This window comes from Pseudomonas sp. TE12234 (genome assembly GCF_054061835.1).
Map to the genome: position 1 here is coordinate 134,411 of NZ_JBSSEP010000010.1, position 12,335 is coordinate 146,745.

The 12,335-nt window shown below is 59.3% G+C and carries 17 protein-coding genes; 13 read left to right on the forward strand and 4 right to left on the reverse strand.

Translation table 11 applies throughout. The annotated features are described in order from the left end of the window. Nucleotides 1–88: 88 nt before the first annotated feature. Genes ACVWYU_RS17225 through ACVWYU_RS17235 form a run of 3 tightly spaced genes read left to right on the forward strand, consistent with a single transcriptional unit; the run spans nt 89 to nt 1,006 of the window. Nucleotides 89–385, forward strand: a complete 297-nt coding sequence (locus ACVWYU_RS17225) for a helix-turn-helix domain-containing protein (RefSeq protein WP_247254776.1) — start codon at nt 89–91, stop codon at nt 383–385. Then, nucleotides 372–728 carry a putative holin gene (locus ACVWYU_RS17230; protein WP_390959194.1) on the forward strand — a complete coding sequence of 119 codons (357 nt, stop codon included), beginning with the start codon at nt 372–374 and terminating at the stop codon, nt 726–728. Before ACVWYU_RS17225 ends, ACVWYU_RS17230 begins: the two co-directional genes overlap by 14 nt. Beyond that, nucleotides 728–1,006 (forward strand): phage holin family protein, encoded by a 279-nt coding sequence (locus ACVWYU_RS17235; protein WP_457373242.1) that lies wholly within the window; start codon nt 728–730, stop codon nt 1,004–1,006. Before ACVWYU_RS17230 ends, ACVWYU_RS17235 begins: the two co-directional genes overlap by 1 nt. 24 nt (nt 1,007–1,030) lie before the next feature. On the opposite strand, the gene ACVWYU_RS17240 is transcribed toward ACVWYU_RS17235, so the two are convergent. Continuing rightward, nucleotides 1,031–1,456, reverse strand: coding sequence for a helix-turn-helix domain-containing protein (locus tag ACVWYU_RS17240; RefSeq protein ID WP_247254774.1), 426 nt, complete (start codon nt 1,454–1,456; stop codon nt 1,031–1,033). Between the two features lie 300 nt (nt 1,457–1,756). Here ACVWYU_RS17240 and ACVWYU_RS17245 point away from each other — a divergent pair, with 300 nt between their 5' ends. From ACVWYU_RS17245 to ACVWYU_RS17255, 3 genes are all read left to right on the forward strand, one after another. Then, on the forward strand, nt 1,757–2,035 hold the full coding sequence (locus ACVWYU_RS17245) for an ogr/Delta-like zinc finger family protein (protein ID WP_247254773.1): 279 nt from the start codon (nt 1,757–1,759) through the stop codon (nt 2,033–2,035). A gap of 2 nt (nt 2,036–2,037) precedes the next feature. Further along, nucleotides 2,038–2,400: a hypothetical protein gene (locus ACVWYU_RS17250; protein WP_247254772.1), complete on the forward strand. Its 363-nt coding sequence runs from the start codon at nt 2,038–2,040 to the stop codon at nt 2,398–2,400. 134 nt (nt 2,401–2,534) lie between these two features. After that, nucleotides 2,535–3,749, forward strand: coding sequence for a class I SAM-dependent methyltransferase (locus ACVWYU_RS17255; protein ID WP_457373243.1), 1,215 nt, complete (start codon nt 2,535–2,537; stop codon nt 3,747–3,749). Nucleotides 3,750–3,760: 11 nt separating this feature from the next. On the opposite strand, the gene ACVWYU_RS17260 is transcribed toward ACVWYU_RS17255, so the two are convergent. After that, nucleotides 3,761–4,651, reverse strand: a complete 891-nt coding sequence (locus ACVWYU_RS17260) for a DMT family transporter (RefSeq protein WP_090317304.1) — start codon at nt 4,649–4,651, stop codon at nt 3,761–3,763. A 211-nt stretch (nt 4,652–4,862) separates the two neighbouring features. Here ACVWYU_RS17260 and ACVWYU_RS17265 point away from each other — a divergent pair, with 211 nt between their 5' ends. The 3 genes from ACVWYU_RS17265 (at nt 4,863) to ACVWYU_RS17275 (ending at nt 6,221) form a co-directional block, all read left to right on the forward strand. Further along, entirely contained in the window at nt 4,863–5,444 is a 582-nt protein-coding gene (locus ACVWYU_RS17265) for a DJ-1/PfpI family protein (protein WP_457373244.1), read from the forward strand. Nucleotides 5,445–5,458: 14 nt separating this feature from the next. Next, a complete protein-coding gene (locus ACVWYU_RS17270; RefSeq protein WP_090317308.1) occupies nt 5,459–5,764 on the forward strand; it encodes a ribbon-helix-helix domain-containing protein in 306 nt (101 codons plus the stop codon). Between the two features lie 112 nt (nt 5,765–5,876). Then, nucleotides 5,877–6,221 carry a YegP family protein gene (locus tag ACVWYU_RS17275; RefSeq protein WP_457373245.1) on the forward strand — a complete coding sequence of 115 codons (345 nt, stop codon included), beginning with the start codon at nt 5,877–5,879 and terminating at the stop codon, nt 6,219–6,221. 62 nt (nt 6,222–6,283) lie between these two features. Here ACVWYU_RS17275 and ACVWYU_RS17280 read toward each other — a convergent pair whose 3' ends face one another. Continuing rightward, the gene (locus ACVWYU_RS17280; protein WP_457373246.1) at nt 6,284–7,303 is read right to left on the reverse strand and encodes a DUF4917 family protein; all 1,020 of its coding nucleotides are present in this window, start codon (nt 7,301–7,303) and stop codon (nt 6,284–6,286) included. Between the two features lie 154 nt (nt 7,304–7,457). Here ACVWYU_RS17280 and yiaY point away from each other — a divergent pair, with 154 nt between their 5' ends. Then, a complete protein-coding gene (gene yiaY, locus ACVWYU_RS17285; protein WP_090317314.1) occupies nt 7,458–8,606 on the forward strand; it encodes an L-threonine dehydrogenase in 1,149 nt (382 codons plus the stop codon). A 61-nt stretch (nt 8,607–8,667) separates the two neighbouring features. Here the strand turns inward: yiaY and ACVWYU_RS17290 are convergent, their stop codons facing one another. Next, on the reverse strand, nt 8,668–9,156 hold the full coding sequence (locus tag ACVWYU_RS17290; protein ID WP_457373247.1) for a DMT family transporter: 489 nt from the start codon (nt 9,154–9,156) through the stop codon (nt 8,668–8,670). A 77-nt stretch (nt 9,157–9,233) separates the two neighbouring features. Here ACVWYU_RS17290 and ACVWYU_RS17295 point away from each other — a divergent pair, with 77 nt between their 5' ends. The 3 genes from ACVWYU_RS17295 (at nt 9,234) to ACVWYU_RS17305 (ending at nt 12,305) form a co-directional block, all read left to right on the forward strand. After that, on the forward strand, nt 9,234–10,142 hold the full coding sequence (locus tag ACVWYU_RS17295) for a LysR family transcriptional regulator (RefSeq protein WP_457373248.1): 909 nt from the start codon (nt 9,234–9,236) through the stop codon (nt 10,140–10,142). An 87-nt stretch (nt 10,143–10,229) separates the two neighbouring features. Then, nucleotides 10,230–10,868, forward strand: coding sequence for a LysE family translocator (locus ACVWYU_RS17300; RefSeq protein WP_248915724.1), 639 nt, complete (start codon nt 10,230–10,232; stop codon nt 10,866–10,868). 90 nt (nt 10,869–10,958) lie between these two features. After that, a complete protein-coding gene (locus ACVWYU_RS17305) occupies nt 10,959–12,305 on the forward strand; it encodes a sensor domain-containing protein (RefSeq protein WP_090317324.1) in 1,347 nt (448 codons plus the stop codon). Nucleotides 12,306–12,335: the final 30 nt, after the last annotated feature.

Below are 12,335 nucleotides of genomic sequence, written 5' to 3' on the forward strand. Positions count from 1 at the left end.
GTTGATTGTCCGGGTTCCGGCTTGTCTTCAACATCTCTCTCCAATAGCGAACGCCCTGCGACAGGCGTTCTGATGAGAGAGAGTTCTTATGTCTATGCATCAAACACTCGACTCTTTGCCTGGTGCCTGCGGCGGCGCACATTCCCTGCCCGTGCAGCTGACGGCCAAAGAGACGCAAACCCTAATGTGGTGCTTCAAAGGTAAAACTTCGTGGGAAATCGCCAGGATTCAGAACTGTTCGGAATCCACGGTCAACTTCCACTTCTCCAATATTCGCCGCAAGTTTGCGGTCAGGTCTCGCAGTGCCGCCCTGCTCAAAGCCATTGAGTCCGGCGCCATCCGCGTGAGTGAGGTTGAATCGCGAGGCGCCCATGAGCCTGACTGACTCGGCCTACAACAGTGTGGGTGGACTCCTGTTGGGCTTGGGCATCGCGACATTGCCCGTGATCGACGGCGAGGTGTTGTTCGGCGCATCGCTCGGGGCGTGGCTGGTAACCACGACGCGTGCCAACTTCAAGGCCTGGCAACGCATCGGCTCCTGGATGCTGTCGGCGGGTGTCGGTTATCTCTTCACGCCCGTGGCGCTGCCGTTGATCCCTTTCCTGACGGCGGGCGTGACGGCATTTCTGTGTGCGCTGGTCGTCATTCCCATCAGTATCAAGTTCATGCAGTGGATTGACGGTGCCGCCCTGGGTGAAATCGTTCGGCATTTGAGAGGGCGAGGATGATGAGTGATGACGCCGTTGTACTTGTCTTCATTACCGGTATTGCTCATTTGTTGAGTGCATTCAGGCTGGCCTGTTATCAGCGTGATGAAGTGCGACACCGTTGGCGTGACGGACTGTTGACCAGCCTGTGTGGTGGACTGTTTTGCATAGCCGGGATGGATGTTCTTATAACTTCTGTACCGGTGAGCCCATGGCATTCAATCGTGAGCGTGCTGTTATGCGTACTGATCGTACGAAATGAAGGAAATATCATTGTGCTATGGCGCGCCTTGAAGTAACCGCACTTCGGGTTATATATGACTTTATGTTTCTTTGGGCTGTTGAAGTGTCGCAAGGATGGCGGCCATTTCCGAAAGTTGAAGTTCCATATCGCGCAGGCGTCGCTTCTCCTCCAGAGCATGTTGAATGGCGCGGCGATCCTCTTCATTGAGTAAACGCCACAACGCGAGAATTGTATTTTCTCGCGTCGCATTGTCCTGATTTTCCTCGGCTGACGGTGCAGGAGCAGGCCGTAATACCGGCCCTTCACCGAGCAGTAACCAGTCAAGAGAGATGCCACGCGTTCGTGCGATATCTACGCATAATGAGTATGGCGTGCTGTCGCGACCTTTCCAGCTGCTGAGGGTTTGCGGGCTGATCTGTAGCGCGGAGGATAGCGAAGCATCGCTTGTTGTACCGGTAATTTGTTTTAAGCGCGTCAGAACAGCTTGTGATTTTTTGCTACGCAATTTGAGCCTCTTCCTTTTGACATATGCTTTTTGAGTGCCTAACTTATGCGTAATGAGTACGTTTTTTCTTGTGAGTAATCAATCGTCAACTATGAATCAGCAGAATACGATGTCGAAACTTCCTAATGGTAGCAAGGTGATTTCCTACGGGTTTAGTTCTTACCCAAGACGCTTCTGCCCATTGCACTTCCTTTTGTCCGGCAGGCGCCATTCGCAAGGGCGGATCTTGGCGAGTAATGCTTCCAGCAGTATTGCGTTTGACAATGTTGATTACCACCAGACGACCATCGGGAAGCAGGCATGAGCACTTACAAAATGGTGTGTCCGCACTGCTTGAACCGGATGCGCATTCGAACCAGCGAGGGCCGTCATATTTTTCTGCGGGTCGCCTATTTGCAATGTACGTCGGAAGCTTGCGGCTGGTCGGTTCGCGCCGAGTTCGAAATGACCCATGAACTTTCCCCCAGTGGAATGCCCAACCCGGCGGTTCGTTTACCTTGCGCCGGGCCGGACTTGCGCCGTGCCGCCCGCCCTGTCGCGGTCAGCGATGCTTCGACGGACATGCAACAGGAGTCGTGAACATGAACGAAGTCGATGAAAACCCGGAATTGAATGAGGATCTGCTGGCGATGGCCCAGGCTTTTCTGGTTCGTCATGAAAGCGACGGATTGCTTGATGACCAGGTGTTGTTCTGTCGTGCCGTCAAGCATTTGCAAAGTGTCGATGTGCCCATGCACGTGGCGGAAAGACTGGTCAGCCATGCCTATGGGGAGCTCAAGTCGAGCCATGATCGTCGGCGTCTGGACATCGCCGCGAGCTCTGAAACCGTCGCGGTGGTGACTGACCCGCTCAACGGTCTTACCTGGGCGGTACCGGTCGGGTTGATCGTCAAATACGTGATCAACTCGCCGAGTAACCGCAGGTTGCGACTGGTTGAGCCGTGATACGTCGAAGGCATTTATTCAGGTCTTGGGTGGCGTGACCAAGACCTGCCACAAAATAACCCCGTGCCCAAAACCCTCGGCCCCCCTAAAATACCCGGCATTCTCCCGATTCGTATTGCCCGAGGCCGTTTTTCATGTCTGTCACCGCCACTCCCGCCAGCCTCGCGCCGGATCATCACGCGCAGTTCATCGAGCTGCTGCAATCGAGCCTCGAACACAATGCCTTCATCAAACTGGTGCTGGCCAAATACGTCGGCGAAGAAGCGGAGCTGCAGCGGGTCATCATCAAGCCGGTGACCGTCAAGTCGCAGCCGTGCCTGTCCTTCGTCTATCGCTACAAAACCCGCGACATCACCAAGAACCTGCCGCTGGCCGAAGGTGTCGCAAGCGTTGCCGAGCTGCTCCCCGCGTCGTTCAAAAATGCACATTTACTGTCGCTGACCGATGAAGCCCAGCTCGAATACAGCAAAAAGGGCAAGTCTTCGTTGTTCAAGAGCAAACCCCAGCAATTGCGTGAAGTGCCGTCCGCCGAGCACAACCGTGAGAAAAACCGCTTCCTTGACTTGAGCCGACCGTTTCTCGCCGACCTTGGCGTGACCAACAAGCAGCATGAGCTGATTCCTGCGATGTCGCGCAAATGGAAGCAGATCAACAAGTTCATCGAAGTGTTCAGCCATGCCCTGACCTCGTCTCCCTTGGCGCTGGACAAGCCGGTGCGTGTGGCGGACTTCGGTTCGGGCAAGGGTTACCTGACCTTTGCCATTCACGATTACCTGCGCAATACCTTGAACGCCGAAGGCGAAGTGACGGGCGTCGAGTTGCGCGAGGACATGGTCACCCTCTGCAATGCCGCAGCGGCCAGGCTTGAGCATCCGGGGCTGGTCTTCAAATGTGGTGACGTGCGTAGCGTGGCGCCGAGCGAACTGGAGGTGATGATCGCGCTGCATGCCTGCGACATCGCCACCGACTACGCGATTCACACCGGCATCCGTTCCGGCGCGTCGATCATCATGTGCTCGCCGTGCTGCCACAAACAGATTCGCCTGCAAATCCAGAGCCCGGCATTGCTCAAGCCGATGCTGCAGTACGGTTTGCACCTGGGCCAGCAGGCAGAGATGGTGACTGACAGTCTGCGCGCGCTGTTCCTCGAAGCCTGTGGTTACGAGACCAAGGTGTTCGAGTTCATCTCACTGGACCATACCAACAAGAACAAGATGATCCTGGCGGTCAAACGCGCCGAGCCGGTGGACCCGGCCCGGTTGTTGGTGAAGATCCAGGAGCTGAAGGATTTCTATCACATCAGCGAACATTGCCTGGAAACGCTGCTGCGGGCTGACGGCTACCTGTGATCCCACAGGATTTATGCGGTGGCAATTCGCGCGGGTTTGATGGCGGTCTTGCGTCCCAGCATCACCGTCACGATCACCCCGGCGGCAAACAACCAGGTGATCGGCTCGACGTGTTCGCCGAAGAACAACGCCGAGAAGGCGATGGTGAAGAAGATCTGCAGCAACTGGATCTGGCTGACTCGCGCAATACCGCCCATGGCCAGCCCGGCGTACCAGGCAAAGAACCCGATGAACTGCGAAAACAGTGAGACATAGCCGAAGGCCCACCAGGTTTTCGCTGAAATCTCGCCTTGATGTTGCAGCGCCAGATACACCACCGGCCCGATCAGCACGGGCGTCGACAGCACCAGCGCCCAGCAGATCACCTGCCAGCCGCCCATTTCCTTTGCCAGGCGACCGCCTTCGGCATAACCCAGGCCGCCCACCGCAATTGCTCCGAGCATCAGCAAATCGCCGGCCTGAATGCTGCCGGCACCGCTGATCAGCGCATACCCGAGCACCAGCGCACTGCCCAGTGCGGCGCAGGCCCAGAATGCTTTCGACGGACGTTCATGGGACAACCATGCGGCGTACAGCGCCACGCACAGGGGCTGCAGGCCATTGACCAAAGCGCCATGGGACGCCGGCAAGGTTTGCATGGCCCAGGCCGACAGCACCGGGAAACCCAGAATCACCCCGGCAATGACCAGGGTCAGGCCCTTGACCTGCTTCCAGGTCGGCCATTTTTCACGACGCCAGAGCAACAGCAATGCCGCGGGAATCGCCGCGAACAGGGCCCGGCCCAAGCCATTGAGCAGTGGATGGAGTTCCTGCACGACGATTCGCGTGAAGGGCAGGGTGAGGCTGAAGATCACAACGCCGAGCAGGCCCAGGGCCATGCCGGTGTTTTCGCGGGAGGACATGATGGCAACCAGAATCGAGGGTGATGAGAGATGCCTTCATCTAGCCATAAATGCCGGGTTTGGCGCTGTTACAGCTGGGTGCAGAGTTATCCGTACAGTTTGAGGACGTCTTCGCAGTCCATCAGGTAGTAGCAGGTTATTACCCGACCCGCCGGATAAGGACTACCTTGAATACTCCTGCCTGCCTACGTTTTCCAGAGGAGTCCTCCCCATGGCCGCTAAAAAAATTCTGATGCTGGTCGGCGATTACGTCGAAGACTATGAAGTGATGGTGCCGTTCCAGGCGCTGCTGATGGTGGGTCACACGGTACACGCGGTGTGCCCGGACAAAACCGCCGGCCAGACTGTGCGTACCGCGATTCATGACTTCGAAGGCGACCAGACCTACAGCGAAAAACCCGGTCACCTGTTTGCCCTGAACTTCGACTTCGCCAAGGTCGCGGCAGCGAACTATGACGCGTTGCTGGTGCCTGGTGGTCGTGCGCCGGAATATCTGCGGCTGAACGAAAAAGTCCTGGAGCTGGTACGGGATTTCGACAAGGCCGGCAAACCGATTGCCGCTGTGTGCCACGGTGCGCAGTTGCTGGCGGCGGCAGGAATTCTCGAAGGCCGCGAGTGCAGCGCTTACCCGGCCTGCGCGCCGGAAGTGCGCCTGGCTGGCGGTACCTATATCGATATCCCGGTGACGGACGGCCACGTTCAAGGCAATCTGGCCACTGCGCCGGCCTGGCCTGCCCATCCGAAGTGGCTGGCGGGTTTCCTCGGCTTGCTGGGCACCAAAATCACGCTGTAACGAGGAACGTCTCTATGTGCGAGCTCTACGTCAAAGCTGACCCGATCCTCTACGAATCGCGCTCCCGCTCGCTGCGCATCTGCGGGGTGGTCACCACGCTGCGACTGGAGAATCAGTTCTGGGACATCCTCAGCGAAATCGCCGAAGTCGACGGCATGACCACCAACCAGTTGATCGCCAAGCTGTATGAAGAGGTGATGGACTACCGCGGCGAGGTGGTGAATTTCGCCTCGTTTCTGCGGGTGAGTTGCACGCGGTATTTGAGTCAGCGGCGGGTGGCTGCTCCGGAGTTGTCGGTGGTGCGAACGGCGGTGAAATAGATAGGCGTGTATCGATCCTGCCGGCCCCTCGCGGGCCGGTACAGGCGACAAACTATCCGGCCTGATCTTTACTCTGAAGCGCGCAACCTCTCAATCGCCCAGGAGAAAGAGTATGTCCGGATGGTACGAAGTGAGCAAAAGCATCAGCGGCCAATTCAGGTTTGTGCTGAAGGCGGCCAATGCCGAGACCATTCTGACCAGCGAGCACTACACCACGCGCGCCGCAGCCGATAAAGGCATCGCGGCGGTGCAGGCCAACAGCCCGCTGGATGAGCGCTACGAGAAAAAAACCACCAGGGATGGCCACCCTTATTTCAACCTCAAGGCCGCTAATCACGAGATTATCGGCAGCAGTGAAGCTTATTCGTCCGCCATCGCTCTGGACAAAGGCATCGCCAGCGTCAAGGCCAACGGGCCGACCAAAGTGATCAAGGACAAGACATTGCCGGTGCTATGAGGCACTTGTGGGAGCAAGCTTGCTCCCACATCGGTTTCGGGAAGACGCCAGATCCAGCAGCACTAAACCTCGACTGGCACCGCCAGCTTCGGGCTACCCAGTGCATGGGTCTTGGAATCAAAAAAACGCAACTCAACACCCGTCCCCTCGAACACCTTCGCGTAATAGTGCTTCTGATGCTGGATAAACGCCTTGCTGCGCGGATAGATCGAGATCGCCACCACCTGCGGTTTCGCCTGACGCAAGGCGTGCACGATATGACTGTCCTGTTCGCCCAGCGCATGACCAAAAATGCACAAGCCGTCGCCATGCTCCAGTAACTGGTCGTAGCAGAACGACAAATAGTCCGAGCTGCGAATGGTCTTGAGCTTGTCCGCGGTGGGTCCTTCGTTGACGAACAGCGGCACGTCGTCGAGGGTCTTGATCGTGTTGTTGATCGCGAAATTACCCAGCAATGTGCCCTCGGTCGACATCAGCTTGCGCGCCGTGCCGTCCTGATTGCGCACCAGATGCAAACCGCCGTGCAGGTACAGCAAGCGGGTTTTGTCAGTGGTGGTGGCGCTGAGGTCGAAGCCGGGCTCGTCACCCTGGAACAGATCGGTGATCGCCTGTGGCGAGTGCTGGATCGCCCAGTAATTGAGCAGGTCGTAGTTGGTGGTGAAGATCGTGCGGTAGCTGGTCAGTTCCTGATTGATCGACGCCAGGGTCGAAGCCTGGACCAGACGCCACGGGATATGCACCGCGTGCACCGTGTTGATCAAGGCTTCCTTGATCGCGTAGTAACGATTGCGCGGGGCGGCGGAGCTGACGGCCAGGGCCTTGTTGACCCGGCTGGTGGTTTTCAGCGCGCTGAGCACTTGTTCGAAACTGCGCGTTTGCAGCGCATCGAACACACTCAATTCCGATTGGCTCAGGGGCTTTTCTTCGACGGTGCGGGCGTTCTCGAACAGCGAGTCGTAGCCGAAATCGTCCCACACGGCGCGGCTGGCGCCGTTGCCCACCAGCAAGCCGGCGAACGCGGTGCTTGAGCGCAAGGCGTTCCAGTCTTCAAGTTGGGCGTCGACATCCTGTAAATCGGTCATTGCGTTTGTCGTCTCGAAGCAAAAGGTCTGATGGGCGGCGACTTTATCACGACCAGACGTTGAGCCAGATCAACATGCGGCGTTGGCGACGGGTCGATCCTGAGCATTCAGTGGATCGGCGCTGCCGGTCTGAACTTCGCCAGGAGACTCGTGCATGAGTAGTACGTTTTTTATCCCCGCTGTGAACATCATGGGCATCGGTTGCCTGGACGAAGCCATGGACGCCATCCGCCAATACGGTTTTCGCAAGGCGTTCATTGTCACCGACGCCGGGCTGGCCAAGGCCGGCGTGGCAAGCATGGTTGCCGGGAAGCTGGCGCTGCAGGACATCGACTCGGTGATTTTCGACGGTGCCAAGCCCAACCCCAGCGTCGCCAACGTCGAGCATGGCCTGGGTTTGCTCAAGGAGACCCGCTGTGACTTCGTGGTGTCCCTGGGCGGTGGCTCGCCCCACGACTGCGCCAAGGGGATTGCCTTGTGCGCGACCAATGGCGGGCAAATTCGCGACTACGAAGGCGTCGATCGATCCACTAAACCGCAACTACCGTTGATTGCCATCAACACCACGGCCGGCACGGCCAGCGAGATGACCCGGTTCTGCATCATCACCGACGAGTCGCGGCACGTGAAAATGGCCATTGTCGATCGCAACGTCACGCCGCTGCTGTCGGTCAACGATCCGGAGCTGATGACCGCCATGCCCAAGGGCCTGACGGCCGCCACCGGCATGGATGCCCTGACCCATGCCATCGAAGCCTACGTGTCCACCGCGGCCACCCCGATCACCGATGCCTGCGCCCTCAAGGCCATCACCCTGATCAGCGATAACCTGCGCTGGGTGGTCCAGGACGGGGAAGACCTCGGGGCGCGGGAGAATATGGCGTACGCGCAGTTTCTGGCGGGCATGGCGTTCAACAATGCGTCCCTGGGCTTCGTGCATGCCATGGCCCACCAGTTGGGTGGCTTCTACGATTTGCCCCATGGTGTGTGCAACGCAGTGCTGTTGCCCCACGTGCAAAGCTTCAATGCCCAGGTCTGCGCGGTGCGCCTGACCGACGTGGCCCATGCCATGGGCGCCGACATTCGCGGATTCAGCCCGGAAGAGGGCGCCCAGGCAGCCATCGACGCCATCCGCCGCCTTGCCCGCGATGTGGACATCCCCGCCGGTTTGCGTGAACTTGGCGTGCGCCTCAACGACATCCCGACCCTGGCCAGCAACGCCCTGAAAGATGCATGCGGCGTGACCAACCCCCGGGCAGCGGATCAGCGGCAGATCGAGGAGATCTTCCGCAGCGCGTTCTAGACGTTTTGACGGCCGGGCGCGAGCATCGCGCCCAAGGCCAGTATGACCGGGCGGCCTCCCTTTAGCCCACGGTCGCCAGTGCCTTGTCATGAGCCCCACTGAACTGAATCAGTATCACACCCGCAATCAGCATCACGACGCCCAACACCCGTGGCAAGCTCACCTGCCGCTGCACCAACCCGAACCACCCAAAGTGATCCAGCACCAATGACGCGACCACTTGCCCGGCCAGCGCCAAGGCCATGAACCCAGAGGCCCCGATCTTGGGCAGCAGTACCAGGGCCAGGGAAATGAAGCAGACTCCGAACGCGCCACCCGCCCACATCCAGAGTGGCGCTCTGCTGATGAACGCCATTGAAGGCAACGGCACGCGCAGCGCCAGCATGATCGGCAACAGCACCAGGATACTCACCAGCAACGAGGCCAATGTGGCCCACAACGGATGCCCCAGGCCTCGTCCAAGGTTAGCGTTGATCGCACTCTGAAAAGGCACCACCGCCCCGGCAATCACGGCCAGCAACAACAGGCCGACCCCATGCAACGTACTCATGTTCATTCTCCAGCAGGTTTTGCTGGACTCTAGAGTATTCGTCGCGCAGATTTAAATTCCGTTTTGCTATCCAGAACATGCATCAAATGAATGATCTGCGCCGTATCGATCTCAATCTACTGGTGATTCTCGACGCCTTGCTCAGCGAGCAACACGTCACCCGGGCGGCTGAACGTTTGCACCTGAGTCAGCCGGCCGTGAGCCATGCGCTGGCGCGTTTGCGCGACCTGCTGGGCGATCCGCTGTTGGTGCGGGCGGGCGCCAGCCTGGTGCCGACTTCGCGGGCGCTTGAGCTGATGGCGCCGTTGGCCGAAGCCCTGGCCCAGGTGCAATCGCTGCTGGCGCCTAATGCCTTTGATCCGGCGACCACCCAGCGCACCTTTCGCCTGGCCATGTCCGATTATGGCGCCGCCATCGTTCTGCCCGGTCTGATCCGCAGCTTGCGCAGTGAAGCACCGGGCATCGATCTGCAAATCAGTCACGCCAGCCGTGAAGGCATGCTCGACGGGATACTCAACGGTGATATCGACATCGCCGTCGGCGTGTTCCCGGAAATGCCCAACGAACTACGCAGCACCCTGCTGTTCGAAGAGCACTACGTTTGCCTGGTGGATCGCGACAGTTTGCCGGCCGACGCCACCCTCGACCTGCCGGCCTACCTGACGCGTCCCCACGTCTTGCTGGAAATGCGCGGCAGTGGCACGCCGGAAATCGAGCGCGCCCTGACCGCCTTGCATGAACGGCGTCGCGTGGCGGTCAGCCTGCCGCACTGGAATGTCGCCCCGCAGTTGATCAGTGGCACGGATTTGATTTTGACCGTCGCTTCCCGCGGCGTGCGCGACATCGACGAGGCGTCACTGATCGTCGTGCCTCCACCCTTTCATATTCCGTCGTTTACCTTTGTGTTGGCGTGGCACCAGCGGCGGGGCGGGGATCAGGCGTTGAACTGGCTGAAACAACGCATCGGCGAGGGGATAAAGCGCTGATGAAGTTCTTCGACGATCAGTCAATCAATGCCCAATGAGCTGATATAGACTGGCGCCCACTCACCAAACGGTTCAAAAGGATTTCCCATGACCCCGTCGCTGCTAATGGCCGTTCTCGCCTCGGGCTTTATTTACGGGATTACGCCAGGCCCCGGCGTGCTGGCCGTATTCGGCATAGGCGCGGCCCATGGAAGACGGGCCGGGGCGGGGTTTCTTTGCGGGCATTTGCTGGGGGACGTGGTCTGGTGCGGCACCGCGCTGGTGGCGATAGTCGGGGCGCGGGAAATCGGCAGTACCGCGTTCGATGTACTGGGTGTGCTCAGCGGGCTTTACCTGTTCTGGCTCGGGCTGCGGGCGGTGCGGGCGCGTCGCAGCGGTGCCCAGGCGCCACAAGGGCCGGCACGTCAGCCGTTCTGGCACGGCATCCTGTTTGGCCTGACCAATCCCAAGGCTTATCCGGTGGCGGTGGCGACATTCACCGCGCTGCTGTCCAGCCGTGCAGAACTGCTGCATTGGTCGATGTTGCCGTGGCTGATCCTGCTGAGTTTCGTCGGCGGCCTGATCGCCTACGCTATCCTCATCGGCATCGTCGGAGCGCGGCGGGTGCGCACCTTGTATCAGCGCCATGAATTGGCCATCACCCGGCTTTGCGGGGTAATGTTTATCGGTTTCGCCATCAACGCCCTGGCGCATGCACTGCCGGGACTGGTGACGAACAAGGCTTGAAGCCCGGCGCAGGGATGCCTCGGTTACACAGGTTTCAACGGTCAGGGACGGTTCTTTATTGCTGCATTGTCAGGACATGCTTTCAGCACCATGACCACCAGAAATTCCGCGCCGTTGGCGAGCTACATCGACCTCTTGCTGGACGCCGTTTGCGCGGTCGACAAGCAAGGTCGCTTCGTATTTGTCAGTGCGGCCTGCGAGCGCATTTTCGGCTACAGCCCTGACGAGTTGATCGGCCAGCCGATGATTGAACTGGTGCACCCGGCCGATCGCCAGCGCACCCTCGACGCCGCCCAGGAAATCATGGGCGGTGAGCCCAAGCTCAATTTCGAGAACCGCTACCTGCGCAAGGATGGCCGGGTGGTGCACATTCTCTGGTCGGCACGCTGGTCGGAGGTCGATCAACTGCGCATCGCCGTCGCTCGTGACATTACCGAGCGCAAGCAAGCCGAGTCCCGGCAAGCCGCGCTGTATGCGATTTCCGAGGCGGCGCATGCAGCGGAAGACCTCTTGGCGCTGTTCAAGCGTATTCACCTGATCATTGGCGAATGGTTGCCTGCGCTGAATTTTTCCGTGGCGTTGTATGACGAACACTGTACCGAGCTCAGTTTCCCCTATCACGTTGATGTCCACGAACCCGAAACCGGGCAGCCCGGCACGATGACCGGGCGCCTGTGTGCCGAGGTGGTCCGCAGCGGCCAGCCGATCCTGCTGACCCCGGATCAGGACGATCGACCTGCGGGGTTCGAGAGGCAAGGGAGCGGACAGAATTCGCCGTGCTGGCTCGGCGTGCCGCTGAACTCGCAAAACGGCACCATCGGTGCACTGATTGTCAAAAGCATGCCGGGCAGTGAGCGCTATACCGAGCAGGACAAGGAGTTGTTGCAGTACGTTTGCGCGCAGGTCGCGACCGCGATCGAACGCAAGCAACTGCACGCGCGCCTGCAACGCATGGCCCAGTACGACCAACTGACCCAACTGCCCAATCGCGAATTGCTGCGCGACCGGCTCAAGGTTGCACTGGAAGCGGCGCGTGAGGATCGCGGGCGCATGGCGTTGCTGTATGTCGATCTTGACCGCTTCAAGGAGGTCAACGACACCCATGGGCATGCGGTTGGTGACATGTTGCTGCAAACCGTGGCCAATCGCCTCAAGGGTTGCGTGCGTGAAACCGACACGGTGGCGCGCATTGGCGGCGATGAGTTTGTGGTGTTGTTGCACAGTATTCACGCCTCGGGAGATGCTGATTGTGTCGCTGTGAAAATCCGTCAGGTCCTGGCTCAACCCCTGCGCCTGGACGGCCACAGCCTCAACATTCAACCCAGCATCGGCGTTGCCCAATACCCCGAACACGGCACGGAAGAAAAACAGCTGTTCAGGCACGCCGATGAAGCGATGTACACCGCCAAGCGCGAGCATCACCTGCGGCTGGTCTGATTCGCGTGCACCGTTCGTCGTGGCATCCAC

Coding starts and splice junctions, on each gene's coding strand:
- ACVWYU_RS17225 (WP_247254776.1), top strand. CDS start 89: ATGTCTATGCATCAAACACTCGACTCTTTGCCTGGTGCCTGCGGCGGC.
- ACVWYU_RS17230 (WP_390959194.1), top strand. CDS start 372: ATGAGCCTGACTGACTCGGCCTACAACAGTGTGGGTGGACTCCTGTTG.
- ACVWYU_RS17235 (WP_457373242.1), top strand. CDS start 728: ATGAGTGATGACGCCGTTGTACTTGTCTTCATTACCGGTATTGCTCAT.
- ACVWYU_RS17245 (WP_247254773.1), top strand. CDS start 1,757: ATGAGCACTTACAAAATGGTGTGTCCGCACTGCTTGAACCGGATGCGC.
- ACVWYU_RS17250 (WP_247254772.1), top strand. CDS start 2,038: ATGAACGAAGTCGATGAAAACCCGGAATTGAATGAGGATCTGCTGGCG.
- ACVWYU_RS17255 (WP_457373243.1), top strand. CDS start 2,535: ATGTCTGTCACCGCCACTCCCGCCAGCCTCGCGCCGGATCATCACGCG.
- ACVWYU_RS17260 (WP_090317304.1), bottom strand. CDS start 4,651: ATGTCCTCCCGCGAAAACACCGGCATGGCCCTGGGCCTGCTCGGCGTT.
- ACVWYU_RS17265 (WP_457373244.1), top strand. CDS start 4,863: ATGGCCGCTAAAAAAATTCTGATGCTGGTCGGCGATTACGTCGAAGAC.
- ACVWYU_RS17270 (WP_090317308.1), top strand. CDS start 5,459: ATGTGCGAGCTCTACGTCAAAGCTGACCCGATCCTCTACGAATCGCGC.
- ACVWYU_RS17275 (WP_457373245.1), top strand. CDS start 5,877: ATGTCCGGATGGTACGAAGTGAGCAAAAGCATCAGCGGCCAATTCAGG.
- ACVWYU_RS17280 (WP_457373246.1), bottom strand. CDS start 7,303: ATGACCGATTTACAGGATGTCGACGCCCAACTTGAAGACTGGAACGCC.
- yiaY (WP_090317314.1), top strand. CDS start 7,458: ATGAGTAGTACGTTTTTTATCCCCGCTGTGAACATCATGGGCATCGGT.
- ACVWYU_RS17290 (WP_457373247.1), bottom strand. CDS start 9,156: ATGAGTACGTTGCATGGGGTCGGCCTGTTGTTGCTGGCCGTGATTGCC.
- ACVWYU_RS17295 (WP_457373248.1), top strand. CDS start 9,234: ATGCATCAAATGAATGATCTGCGCCGTATCGATCTCAATCTACTGGTG.
- ACVWYU_RS17300 (WP_248915724.1), top strand. CDS start 10,230: ATGACCCCGTCGCTGCTAATGGCCGTTCTCGCCTCGGGCTTTATTTAC.
- ACVWYU_RS17305 (WP_090317324.1), top strand. CDS start 10,959: ATGACCACCAGAAATTCCGCGCCGTTGGCGAGCTACATCGACCTCTTG.